We start from the raw sequence: 10,811 nt of genomic DNA on the forward strand, positions 1-10,811 counted from the left end.
CCACTGCTCCACTACCACCATATTTGCCTGACAGATAGTCTTCGACGACGGCTCGCTTAAATTGCGCGCTGTGCTTGGTCATAAAAAACACCCCAAGTCGGGCAATGTCCCAGGCGCAGTTGAAGGTTGAAGGCGGCGGTTCCCTCTGGGAATCCGAGAGAATCGGGTTTCCAGGACCAACCTCCCGAATAGGGAACCAAGGAGAACCGCCACATGAAGCCTACCAAGAAGAAGGCCTCCAAGGCCAGCGCGCCTTTGAACATCGTCGCCAAGCAGAACGAAGACCGGCTGCGGGCCTGTTTCGCCGAGAATAGTCAGCTCCTGCTGCCGATGCTCGATCTGCTCCAGAACACTCGTGCAAGCATCGACGAACTGATGCACGAGGCCGGCCGTGGGCTGGTCGAGCAGTTGCTGGTGATTTCCGCGACGGAGGTCGCGGGCGAGAAGCATCCGGGCCGCAAAGGCGGCGAGATCCGCTGGCACGGCTCGCAACAAGGCCAGATCGTGATGGACGAGCGCAAATTGAGCGTCAAGCGCCCGCGCCTGCGGCACCGCGACGGCGGCGAAATGCAGGTCCCGGCCTACGCGCAATTGACTGAGAATCCGCGGCTGGCCGAGCGCATGCACGAGATCATGGTGACGGGCGTCTCGACGCGCAAATATGGCAAGGTCCTGCCCGAGATGGCCGGCACCGTCGGCATCTCCAAAAGCAGCGTCTCGCGCGAGTTCATCAAGGCCAGCGAGAAAGCGCTGGCCGATCTGATGGCACGGCGTTTCCACGATAGGGACTTTCTGGCGATCTACATCGACGGCATTATCGTTGACGCACGGCACATCATCGCCGCCATCGGCGTGGACAGCGCCGGCGATAAACACCTCCTAGGACTCGCGAGCGGTTCCAGCGAGAACGCCCAGGTCGTCAAGGATCTGTTGCGAGGGCTGAGCGAGCGCGGCCTGTCCACGGACCATGAATACCTGTTCGTGATCGACGGCTCCAAGGCACTGCGCTCCGCCATTGAGGAGTTTTTCGGTGAACGTGTACACGTGCAGCGCTGCCGTGTGCACAAGCAGCGCAACGTCCTTGAGCGTCTTCCGCGCGAGTGCGTTTCGCAAACAGCGGCGATCATGAAAGCGGCCTACAAGCTGCCGGCCAAGGAAGGCATGGCCAAGCTCAAGACGCACGCGGCGTGGCTCAAGGCCGACTATCCGGACGCCTCGGCCGCGCTGCTGGAGGGGCTGGAGGAGACATTCACGGTGAACGAACTCGGGCTCACGCCGGCGCTCATGCGTGGCCTGTCGACGACCAACATTATCGAAAATCCAAACGGTGCCGTGCGCCGCGTGGCCGGGCGAGTGAAGCGCTATCGCGACGCCGACATGGCCTTGCGCTGGACTGCCGCAGGTTTCCTCGAAGCGGAGAAGCACTTCCGCAAGATCCTGGGCGTAAAGGACCTTTGGGTGCTGGCCACTGCCTTGCAACGCTCCACTGCCAAACCGACTGAAAAACCCATTGACCACGATCTAAAGGCTGCCTAATCTATGCTGCACCCGCCGTCCCAACCTTCAACTGACTTTGGGACATTGCCCCAAGTCGTTGGACGGTTGTCCAACTTTTGGGGTGCAGTTCAACACAGCCGGGCTAAGTGGCTTTAGATGAATCCGAGCGCCATGCAAACGCTCGATGTTATTTTGGACGATGCGCGGCATTCAAGCTTGATAGCGAAACACTGCATTTCGCTCCGCCGCCCGTTGACACTCAGGCTTCCTCTGGCGTCGACGTTGATGTTTGCTCGTCACCGGTCATAATCTGCGCGAGCCTGGCGAAATACACGTCGCACCGCTCGTGATGCGCGGCCGCGTTCCTGCGCGGACAATCTGCCAGCTCGGCGCCGAGATCCGTCATCGGGAAATCATCTCCGAGGCGCGCGACCAGCTTGGCGAGTCGATACCGGCCTTTGCGGTCGCATCGAGAGCACGCGATGTCGATGTGGCTCACGCGAGAAGCGAGCTCGCGCAGCAGAATACTTCCGTTCTTACCCATCGCAAGCCTGGACCTGATCTTCTGCGGCCGCGATCCATTGCGGTTGCTCGTATTCGTCGTCGTATTCGTTGACAATGCAATCGCAGTCTCCGCACATCCACCGATCAGGCATGTCACCACCCGCCGGCTGAAACTCATCGCGCGTGAGCCGTCTCGCGCAGACCGGGCACCACATCGCCGTCATTTCCACTTCCTCTACGTCGCGATCACCTTGGAATAGGCCCATGCCAAGCCTCCCTGTACTGTATGGATATACAGTATGGCGCCGGAGCTTTCCGACGCCAATTTCTGGGAACGAAGTCAGAAAAAGCCTGTAGAATCAACGATCCAAATTTCGATTGCGTTCCCATTGCAATGGCGAGTTTGCTTGCCCAATAAGGCTAGATGAATAGGATTGTGATTCCTGTCGTCGTGGGTTCGAGTCCCATCAGCCACCCCACCGAGAATTCATGCAAGAAGCCCAGTCATTCGACTGGGCTTTTTGCTTTTCCGGCGTCTGTGACGCAAACGTTCACCCGCGTCGCTCCACCATGCTAGGATTTCCAAACCACCCCCCAACGACGACATTGGAGGCAGACATGACTACTTTGGCGATCGACGGTGTGCGCTGGGTCAACGACCGCGTGACCAGCGTGCGCTGGGGCAGTTTCGATCCAGCCACGAACGACTGGGCCGCGCCCACCAGCATCGTGGACGTTCAGCAAGTCGTGGACGCCCTCAAAAGCGGCAAGGAAGTCCGCACGCTCTTCACGCTCGGCGGGCGTGCCTTCCTCGGTCCGAAAGTCAGCGCCCTGCCGTATACGAACGGGCACATCGGCATTGAGGCGCGCGTGCAGGACGGGCAGATCGAGAAATCGCTCGAAGACCTGCCGCCCGTCTGAGCACGTTGCAAAACGACGCTACCGGAGACCAGCGTTGAATAGACAAAAGGCGCTCCGGTTCGAGACCGCGTATGCGCCCCGCATCGTCGAGCGCGTGGCGCGTGTTCTCGGGCGCGGCGTGCGCGTCGAGATCCTTCCATACGAGAGCACGGCCGTGCCGACGCGTCTGCGTGTCAGCGCCGAGCGTGCGCACCGCGAGGGCGACGATCGGTGCGTCTATCCATATCCGCTGAATGTATTTCTGACCTGGGACGATGGAGAAATCGAACGCCTGATGGGCATCGGCGGCGAGGCCCGATTCCTGCGATATCTCGACGCGATGGCCGCAAAGCTCGACGCCTGGCAGGGCGCGCGCGAAGTCGCTCTCGCGACGCGCTCGCAGGCGGAACCGTCGGTTCTGTTCGGCGGTCTCGATTTCGAAGCCTGATCACGGCGGCCGGCTGCCGCCCGTTAGCGCCCGTTCAGCCGACGTATCGTCAGCCTGCGCTCACGCCGCGCGTGGCGCCGGCAGGGCGCATCAACATGAACGTGGAGGTCGGTATGGCATCGTCGAATGAAGGCGATCTGCGCGCATTCGTGCAGACCGCGGAACAGGCGGGTGGTTTTGTGTGGGTGCTGACGCTCGTCGATTTTTCGGCGCGCGAAGTGAAGCGCACCCTTGTCTCCGAAGAAAACTTCGCCACCGCCGACGCCGCCCGCGACGCGGGCAACGATCGCCTGAAAGGGATGTCGAACGACCGCTGACGAAGCGTCACGCGCGCGGCGCGCCACGGATTCACTTCGTCGCGATCACCATCGAATCCGGTCCCATCAGGGGCTCGACGCGCGCCGCTGAAAATCCGGCTTCCTTCATCCAGGCGCAGCATTGCGCGCCGGTGTAATCGAAGCCGCCCGGCGTCTCGATCAGCATGTTCAGGCTCATCAAAAGGCCGAGCGCGTTCTCGCGGCGTTCGTCGTCGATGATTGCGTCGTATACGATGAGCGCGCCGCCCGGCGGCAGCGCGGCATGGCACTTTGCAAGCAGTTCGAGCTTCTGCGGCAGATTCCAGTCGTGCAGGATGTGACCCATCACGAGCACATCCGCTGACGGGCACGGATCCTTGAAGAAATCGCCAGGATAAAAGCGCAGCCGGTCCTGCAGTCCATTCGCCGCGATGTAGTCCTCGAAAACGGGTCCGACCACCGGCAGGTCGAAGCCGCCTCCCGTCAGATGCGGATGCGCCCGCGCGATCTGCACCGGCAGCGCCCCCTGCGCCGCACCGATATCGATGAAAGTCCCGTACTCACTCCACGGAAACTGCCGGGCGATCGCCTGAGCCGTGCCCATGCTCACGCCGCTCATCGCTTGCAGAAAACCGCGCAGACGCGCCGGATCGCTATAAAGCGTCTCGAAGACATTGCCGCCGTGCTTCGATTCGTTTTGCGGCAGTCCCGTGCGCAGCGCCTCGGTGAGCGATCCCCAGAACGGGTAGAGGCGCGCGTTCGCCATTTCCAGCAATCCGCCGACATACGAAGGCTTGTTGCGATCGAGGAAGAAGTCGGCGTCGCTTGCGTTCGCGTAGCGGCCGTCCTCGCGCGTCAGCAGGTTGAGCGCGACGAGCGTATCGAGAAAATCGAGCGCCCCGCGCGGATGCAGTTCGAGTGCCTGTGCGAGGTCGTCCGCCTGGCGCGCTCCGCTCGCCAGTTGCGTGAACACGCCCAGCTCGACCGCCGAGAGCAACGCTTTCGATGCCCAGAACGCCATTCCCATCTGCAGCAACCGCTCCGGATTCGGCTGTGCGGCCATGCCGCCTTGCGCGTCCTGCATGATGCGCCTCCCTGTCGAAGATACGAGGAAATGGCGAAGCTGTAAGCAGGCTGGAAAGTCTGCGTAACTGTAGGACCCGTTCCCGTCAGCTTCAAGGTGATATGTGGGCCGCATCACGTAGACGAGAACACGTTCGACGATATCGAACGAGTGCGGCAACCGCATCGTACGGATTTACGCAAACGCGCGCCCATAATCACTTCACACTGATCAACGTTCACAAGGAGAACGTCATGAATCGCTTCGACGGCAAGACAGTTCTGGTTACCGGTGGCAACAGCGGCATCGGTCTCGCGGCGGCGCAAGCATTTGCAGCCGAAGGCGCGCGGGTCGTCATCACCGGGCGCGACGAAAGCTCGCTTGCCACGGCGCGCGCTTCGCTGGGCGCGAACGCCATCGCCATCCGCAACGTGGCCGGCACGGTCGGCGCCGCGCGTGAACTCGCGCAAGCGCTGGTCGATGCAAGCATCCGGCTCGACGCGATCTTCATTAACGCGGGCGTCGGCACGTTCGCGCCGTTCACCGAGATCGACGAAAAGGCCTGGGACGAAACCTTTGCAATCAACGTGAAAGGGCCTTATTTCCAGATTCAGTCGCTGGTGCCGCTTCTGAATGAAGGCGCGTCGATCGTGCTGAATGGTTCGATCAACGCGCACATCGGCATGCCGATGTCGTCGGTGTACGCGGCGAGCAAGGCGGCGCTCATCTCGCTCGCGAAGACGCTGTCGGCGGAATTGCTGCCGCGCGGCGCGCGCGTGAATGTCGTGAGCCCCGGCCCCGTCTCGACGCCGCTGCACGGCAAGCTCGGCCTCGTCGATGAAGCCGCCGCGCAACTCCAGAGCCAGATTCCCCTCGGACGCTTCGGCAAGTCGAGCGAAGTCGCGGCGACGGTGCTGCACCTGGCATCGCCGGAATCGGGCTTCATCGTCGGCACGGAGATCGTGATCGACGGCGGCATGAGTCAGCTTTGAGTCAGCTTTGAGTCGGCTTTTAGTCGAGCGCGGGCCGCGCGCGCGGTCCGTGCAACGCGAGGTATCCATCATGAGTGACATCACTTCGTTCGTCGTGCATCTGCCGGGCAAGCCCGAGCATCGCGAAGAACTGGAAACGCGTCTTCTCGATGTGCTGGAACGCATGTCCGAGGAGCCGGATTTCATCAACACGTATCTGCATCGCGCCGCGGACGATCCCGACACGCTCGTGCTATATGAAACGTGGGCGTGCTCTGCCGCGCATTTCCGTGCGCATCATCTCGGGCGGCCGTATCGGCAGGCATACGAGGCCGTGCTGCCGCAATTGCTCGCGCGTGAGCGGACGATCGAATTCCTGACGCCGGTGCGAACCTACGAACGGAGCGCGCTCAACGCATCGCCGGCTGCAGCTCGCCCCAGTTGACGAGAATCTGCTGGATGCTGCGCGCGTAGGCGTCCCGATGTTTCGGCGATTCCGAGTGATATGCGCCGATCGCGCGCCACGTGTTGCCGTACTTGACCATCTTCTGCTTCAGCAGCCACGCGGCGACGAACACGTTGATGCACGGATCGGCGAGCGCGCGATGCGGAATGCCCTGACGCGCCAGGTCGGGGAAATGGATCGAGTTGATCTGCAACTGGCCGATATCGAGCGAGCCGTTGGCGTTGCGATTGATCGCGGCGGCATCGCCTTTCGATTCGCGCCAGGCGACCGCGCGCAGCACGAGGGGATTCACGCCCTGATAGGCGCCGGCCTGCTCGAAGCAATCGTCGGCGCGAGCGGCGCTGGCCGCGAGCGATGCGCCTAGCAGCACGCAGGCAGCGAGCGCGGCATGGGTCGAACGGAACATGAAACGTGGCTCCTTCGGGAATGGGACGCGCATCGCTCAGGGCGCGAGCGCAATGTCGATGCGATGCTCGACGTCCTTCATATACGTGCGCGATTCGTCGGACACCACGAGGCGCGGTTCCGGGCCGCTGCATCTGCAATCGGCGACGCGGCGCGTTTTCTTGCCTTTCCTGCTCGCGGATCTGGCGGGCGGTTCGTCGTCGTCGGCGGCGGCGGGGGGCAGCATCGCGAGCGTGGGCAAGGGCGGATAGACCTTCTGCACGGCGGGCCCGAGCGCCGCGAGCGTTTGCACGGAGGCGGGCGCGCTCACGTCGAGCGGACCGGCGAAGGCGCTTGTCGACAGCGACATTGCGAAGGCAAGGCTCTGGATCAGGATTCGGCGCATCGCGTCAGCCTCCCTGCGTTGGCCTGATGGACACGCTGTACGGCTGTCGCGCGCCGGCGGTCAGGTTTTCCAGGCTGAGCTTGACCGTGTGCCGGGCGGGAATGCCTTTCCAGATCGCCTGGTTGAGATACGGGAAGTCTTGCGCGAGCGCGGTGACGAGGATGGTCGTCGGCTGCTTCTGCGCGGCGGCGAGCGCACCGGCTTTCGCGAGGATCGCGGTGAGTTGCGGGTCGCGCGCGCCGAGGGCGTCGGCGGGAATCTCGAAGCGGATGATGTCGGCGCTCAACGCCGGCTTGTCGGTCTGGGTCGTGCTGGCCGTCTGCATCGGCGCGCAGCCGGCCAAGGCGAACGCGACGGCGATGGCGAAAAAAATTGACGCTGCCCCCTTCACTGGCATCTCCTGATTGAGTCATGGTGATATGCGGGTTGACGGCGCGCCTGCGCGCGACTTGATAGCCGCGCGCAAACGTTTCGCCAAATAGCAAAACTTGACTCAGAAGACAGCGATTCGAGAAATCCGCTAACGCGGATCGCGTCAAACGATGCCGCGATGTTGCGGATCGCTCAGATGGGCCACCACGCGCCGATGCTCGGCTCGGCATCGAGTGCGCGGAGGAAATCGTCCGCGAAGGCGTCGGCGGCGATCTGCCGCTCGGGCGAGCCTTCGGGTAAATCGTGGGGATTCTTCAGGCCGCGCGCGTGGCGGATGGCGGCAACCGTTTCGGTCAGGGCGGCGAGCGAGTCGAGGGTGTGGGAGTTCATACCGGGGATTACGGCACCGGCCGCGAATGCTTGAGCCCTCATGTCATAAAAGCATCACACCTTCGGCTTCCGATGCCCGGACACGAGCGCGCCCGCATCCCTCGCGAGCCCGAACAAATCCAGCACGCCGAGCAGCCCCACGAACGCGACGATCAGAAACGCGACGCTGAAATCCTCCGGCCCGATGGCATGCGCATCGTGCCCGTGCAGCCACTCGCCGATGCGCAGCGCGATCGCGCCGACGGCGACCCCGATGCCCATCGTCATCTGAAAAAGCGTGCTGGAGAGCGCCGATGCGCCGCTCATCTGCGCCTTCGGCACGTCGGCGAAACTCAGGGTGTTGAGCGCCGTGAACTGCAGCGAGCGCGACAGGCCGCTCGCGAACAGCACGACGACGATCCCATACTTGGGCGTCGTCGGCGTGAGCAGGCTCATCGCGGCAAGTGACAGCGCCGCGAGCACGCCATTGACGATCAGCACCGGCCGAAAGCCGAACTGACGCATTACGGGCGTGGTGACGAGCTTCATCGAGAGATTGCCCGCGAACACGGCAAGCGTGAGCAGGCCCGAGTCGAACGCGTTCATGCCGAAGCCGACCTGGAACATCAGCGGCAACAGGAAAGGCGCCGCGCTGATCGCGACGCGAAAGAGCGATCCGCCGCCCATCGCCACGGCAAAGGTTTTCACCTTCAGCGCCGACAGATCCACGACCGGCTGCGCCGCGCGCCGCAGATGCCACCACGAAGCGATGCCCGCCGCCACGCCCACCGCGACGAGCACGCCGACGAAGGTCCAGTCGCCGTCGCTGCGCCCGACGAGCTCCATCGCGTAGAGCAGCGTCGTGCACGCGATGCCGCAGAGCGCGAAGCCCGGCAGGTCGAAGCGTCGCGTCGGGTCCTCGCGCTCGTTGCCGATATGACGCAGCGTCAGCAGCAGGCCGATCAGACCGAGCGGCACATTGAGATAGAAAATCCAGCGCCACGACGAATACGTCGTGATAAAGCCGCCGAGCGGCGGGCCGATCACCGGGGCGACGAGCCCGGGCCACGTGATGATCGCGATGGCGCGCATCAGGCCTTCCTTGGGCGTCGCGCGCAGCACGGCGAGCCGGCCGACCGGCACCATCATCGCGCCGCCGATGCCCTGCAGCACGCGCGCGGCGGCAAAGGCGGGCAGGGTCGAGGTGGTGGCGCACAGCACGGACGCCGCCGTGAAGACGGCGATCGCGCTCGCGAACACGGTGCGCAGGCCGAAGCGATCGGCCGCCCAGCCGGAAATCGGGATGAATACGGCGAGCGTGAGCAGATACGCCGTGATGCCGAGACTCATGTCGGCGGGATGCACGTTGAACGAGCGCGCCATCTGCGGTAACGCGGTGGCGATGATCGTGCCGTCGAGGTTCTCCATGAAGAAGGTCGCCGCGACGAGCGTGACGATGAGCGACGAGCCTTTTTTCTCGCGATTGCTTGCGGACGGCATCGGTCGGGCGCTCCTGCATGTCTCATTGGAAGCCTGACATTCTAGCCGCGAGAGCAGAGCTTTCGCGGCTATGGTAGTTTTTGCGATTGCCGGAAAACCAGCCACGCAGCATTTCCGACAACGCGCCGACAGCGCGCAAACAGAACGCCAACAAGAGGAATGAGCAATGAAGTTTCGGAAACTCGGTGATTCGGGTCTCGACGTCAGCCTGATCGGGCTCGGCACCATGACCTGGGGCGAGCAGAATACCGAAAGCGAAGCGCACGAGCAGATCGACTACGCGCTGGCCGAGGGCGTGAACCTGATCGATGCCGCCGAAATGTATCCGGTGCCGCCGCGCCCCGAGACGCAGGGCCGCACCGAGGAATTCATCGGCACGTGGCTCGCGAAGCATCCCGCAAAACGCAGCGACATCGTGCTCGCGACGAAGATCGCCGGGCCCGCGCGCCAGCCGCACAATCCGCGGCATATCCGCGGCGCGGGCAACCAGTTCGATCGCAAGAACCTGAACGAAGCCATCGACGGCAGCCTGAAGCGTCTGCAGACGGATTACGTCGATTTGTACCAGTTGCACTGGCCCGATCGCAGCACGATGACCTTCGGCCGCCCGGCATACCCGTATATCGACGACGAATACAGCGTGCCCATCGAGGAAACGCTCGCCGCACTCGCCGATCTCGTGAAGGCGGGCAAGATTCGCCATGTGGGCGTGTCGAACGAAACGCCGTGGGGTGTCGCCCAGTTCCTGCGCGCGGCCGAAAAGGCGGGGCTGCCGAAGATCGTCAGCATCCAGAATCCGTACAGCCTCGTGAACCGCACGTATGAGCTCGGCCTGTCGGAATTCACGCATAAGGAAGGCGTCGGGCTGCTCGCGTATTCGCCGCTCGCTTTCGGCTGGCTGTCGGGCAAGTACGAAGGCGGGGCGCGTCCCGCCGGCGCGCGCATCACGCTGTTCGAGCGCTTTCAGCGCTACAGCAAGCCCCAGGCGATCGCCGCGATCACCTCCTATGTCGAACTGGCGAAGCGCCACGGCCTCACGCCGACGCAACTCGCGCTCGCGTTCGTCAACACGCGGCCCTTCACGACGAGCACGCTGATCGGCGCGACGTCGATGGCGCAGTTGAAAGAGAACATCGAAAGCGTGAACGTCGAACTGTCGGAGGAAATTCTGAGCGAAATCGAGGCGCTGCACGAACGCCAGCCGAATCCGGCGCCCTGAAATTTCCTGTCTGCTCAGGGATTTGTCGAAGAATCGGATGGGCTGGCCGCGAATGTGTCAGCATTGACGTTCGCGCGGCGGATCAGCGCATCGCCTGAAAATCGTGCCGAAGGATGCCGCAGGCGTGCAGTGCGCGCATCCTTTTCGTAATACCGCCGTGGGGGGGGGGGGGGGGGGGGGGGGGGGGGGGGGGCGGCGCGGGGGGGGGGGGGGGGGGGGGGGGGGGGGGGGGGGGGGGGGGGGGGGGGGGGGGGGGGGGGGGGGGGGGGGGGGGGGGGGGGGGGGGGGGGGGGGGGGGGGGGGGGCGGCGGGGGGGGGGGGGGGGGGGGGGGGGGGGGGGGGGGGGTGTGGGGGGGGGGGGCGGGGGGGTGGGGGGGGGGGGGCGGGGGGGGGGGGGGGGGGGGGGGGGGGGGGTG

General features: G+C 64.1%; 14 protein-coding genes. 7 read left to right on the forward strand and 7 right to left on the reverse strand.

Annotation, left to right across the window (positions count from 1 at the left end; translation table 11 throughout):
* Window positions 1-213: 213 nt before the first annotated feature.
* Window positions 214-1,536, forward strand: coding sequence for an IS256 family transposase (locus NCS58_RS06950; protein WP_250538183.1), 1,323 nt, complete (start codon window positions 214-216; stop codon window positions 1,534-1,536).
* A 220-nt stretch (window positions 1,537-1,756) separates the two neighbouring features.
* Here the strand turns inward: NCS58_RS06950 and NCS58_RS06955 are convergent, their stop codons facing one another.
* Entirely contained in the window at window positions 1,757-2,116 is a 360-nt protein-coding gene (locus NCS58_RS06955) for a hypothetical protein (protein WP_250538184.1), read from the reverse strand.
* 503 nt (window positions 2,117-2,619) lie between these two features.
* Here NCS58_RS06955 and NCS58_RS06960 point away from each other — a divergent pair.
* From NCS58_RS06960 to NCS58_RS06970, 3 genes are all read left to right on the forward strand, one after another.
* Window positions 2,620-2,922, forward strand: a complete 303-nt coding sequence (locus tag NCS58_RS06960; protein WP_061117440.1) for a hypothetical protein — start codon at window positions 2,620-2,622, stop codon at window positions 2,920-2,922.
* A gap of 34 nt (window positions 2,923-2,956) precedes the next feature.
* On the forward strand, window positions 2,957-3,349 hold the full coding sequence (locus NCS58_RS06965; protein WP_061117439.1) for a DUF5594 family protein: 393 nt from the start codon (window positions 2,957-2,959) through the stop codon (window positions 3,347-3,349).
* A gap of 113 nt (window positions 3,350-3,462) precedes the next feature.
* The gene (locus NCS58_RS06970) at window positions 3,463-3,666 is read left to right on the forward strand and encodes a hypothetical protein (protein WP_061117621.1); all 204 of its coding nucleotides are present in this window, start codon (window positions 3,463-3,465) and stop codon (window positions 3,664-3,666) included.
* A gap of 31 nt (window positions 3,667-3,697) precedes the next feature.
* Here NCS58_RS06970 and NCS58_RS06975 read toward each other — a convergent pair whose 3' ends face one another.
* Window positions 3,698-4,729, reverse strand: a complete 1,032-nt coding sequence (locus NCS58_RS06975; protein ID WP_250538185.1) for an acetylserotonin O-methyltransferase — start codon at window positions 4,727-4,729, stop codon at window positions 3,698-3,700.
* 233 nt (window positions 4,730-4,962) lie between these two features.
* Here NCS58_RS06975 and NCS58_RS06980 point away from each other — a divergent pair, with 233 nt between their 5' ends.
* The gene (locus NCS58_RS06980; RefSeq protein ID WP_061117437.1) at window positions 4,963-5,700 is read left to right on the forward strand and encodes an SDR family oxidoreductase; all 738 of its coding nucleotides are present in this window, start codon (window positions 4,963-4,965) and stop codon (window positions 5,698-5,700) included.
* A 70-nt stretch (window positions 5,701-5,770) separates the two neighbouring features.
* Complete coding sequence (locus NCS58_RS06985; RefSeq protein WP_061117436.1) at window positions 5,771-6,124, forward strand: putative quinol monooxygenase; 354 nt, start codon at window positions 5,771-5,773, stop codon at window positions 6,122-6,124.
* Here the strand turns inward: NCS58_RS06985 and NCS58_RS06990 are convergent.
* From NCS58_RS06990 to NCS58_RS07010, 5 genes are all read right to left on the reverse strand, one after another.
* On the reverse strand, window positions 6,090-6,551 hold the full coding sequence (locus NCS58_RS06990) for a lytic transglycosylase domain-containing protein (RefSeq protein WP_250476585.1): 462 nt from the start codon (window positions 6,549-6,551) through the stop codon (window positions 6,090-6,092). The genes NCS58_RS06985 and NCS58_RS06990 overlap by 35 nt on opposite strands.
* 36 nt (window positions 6,552-6,587) lie before the next feature.
* On the reverse strand, window positions 6,588-6,935 hold the full coding sequence (locus NCS58_RS06995) for a hypothetical protein (protein WP_250476586.1): 348 nt from the start codon (window positions 6,933-6,935) through the stop codon (window positions 6,588-6,590).
* 4 nt (window positions 6,936-6,939) lie between these two features.
* On the reverse strand, window positions 6,940-7,332 hold the full coding sequence (locus NCS58_RS07000; protein WP_250476587.1) for a hypothetical protein: 393 nt from the start codon (window positions 7,330-7,332) through the stop codon (window positions 6,940-6,942).
* A 167-nt stretch (window positions 7,333-7,499) separates the two neighbouring features.
* Window positions 7,500-7,697: a hypothetical protein gene (locus tag NCS58_RS07005; RefSeq protein WP_086960877.1), complete on the reverse strand. Its 198-nt coding sequence runs from the start codon at window positions 7,695-7,697 to the stop codon at window positions 7,500-7,502.
* A gap of 54 nt (window positions 7,698-7,751) precedes the next feature.
* Window positions 7,752-9,176, reverse strand: a complete 1,425-nt coding sequence (locus NCS58_RS07010) for an MFS transporter (protein WP_250538186.1) — start codon at window positions 9,174-9,176, stop codon at window positions 7,752-7,754.
* Between the two features lie 166 nt (window positions 9,177-9,342).
* On the opposite strand from NCS58_RS07010, the gene NCS58_RS07015 reads away from it, so the two are divergent.
* Window positions 9,343-10,395 carry an NADP(H)-dependent aldo-keto reductase gene (locus NCS58_RS07015; protein ID WP_061117430.1) on the forward strand — a complete coding sequence of 351 codons (1,053 nt, stop codon included), beginning with the start codon at window positions 9,343-9,345 and terminating at the stop codon, window positions 10,393-10,395.
* The last annotated feature ends 416 nt before the right edge of the window (window positions 10,396-10,811 follow it).

It is taken from the genome of Caballeronia sp. INML3B (assembly GCF_023631305.1).
GTDB classification, from domain to species: Bacteria; Pseudomonadota; Gammaproteobacteria; order Burkholderiales; family Burkholderiaceae; genus Caballeronia; species Caballeronia turbans.

Excerpts from the sequence above, each read along its gene's own strand:
- NCS58_RS06950 (WP_250538183.1), top strand. The coding sequence starts at position 214 with ATGAAGCCTACCAAGAAGAAGGCCTCCAAGGCCAGCGCGCCTTTGAAC.
- NCS58_RS06960 (WP_061117440.1), top strand. The coding sequence starts at position 2,620 with ATGACTACTTTGGCGATCGACGGTGTGCGCTGGGTCAACGACCGCGTG.
- NCS58_RS06970 (WP_061117621.1), top strand. The coding sequence starts at position 3,463 with ATGGCATCGTCGAATGAAGGCGATCTGCGCGCATTCGTGCAGACCGCG.
- NCS58_RS06975 (WP_250538185.1), bottom strand. The coding sequence starts at position 4,729 with ATGCAGGACGCGCAAGGCGGCATGGCCGCACAGCCGAATCCGGAGCGG.
- NCS58_RS06980 (WP_061117437.1), top strand. The coding sequence starts at position 4,963 with ATGAATCGCTTCGACGGCAAGACAGTTCTGGTTACCGGTGGCAACAGC.
- NCS58_RS06985 (WP_061117436.1), top strand. The coding sequence starts at position 5,771 with ATGAGTGACATCACTTCGTTCGTCGTGCATCTGCCGGGCAAGCCCGAG.
- NCS58_RS06990 (WP_250476585.1), bottom strand. The coding sequence starts at position 6,551 with ATGTTCCGTTCGACCCATGCCGCGCTCGCTGCCTGCGTGCTGCTAGGC.
- NCS58_RS06995 (WP_250476586.1), bottom strand. The coding sequence starts at position 6,935 with ATGCGCCGAATCCTGATCCAGAGCCTTGCCTTCGCAATGTCGCTGTCG.
- NCS58_RS07000 (WP_250476587.1), bottom strand. The coding sequence starts at position 7,332 with ATGCCAGTGAAGGGGGCAGCGTCAATTTTTTTCGCCATCGCCGTCGCG.
- NCS58_RS07005 (WP_086960877.1), bottom strand. The coding sequence starts at position 7,697 with ATGAACTCCCACACCCTCGACTCGCTCGCCGCCCTGACCGAAACGGTT.
- NCS58_RS07010 (WP_250538186.1), bottom strand. The coding sequence starts at position 9,176 with ATGCCGTCCGCAAGCAATCGCGAGAAAAAAGGCTCGTCGCTCATCGTC.
- NCS58_RS07015 (WP_061117430.1), top strand. The coding sequence starts at position 9,343 with ATGAAGTTTCGGAAACTCGGTGATTCGGGTCTCGACGTCAGCCTGATC.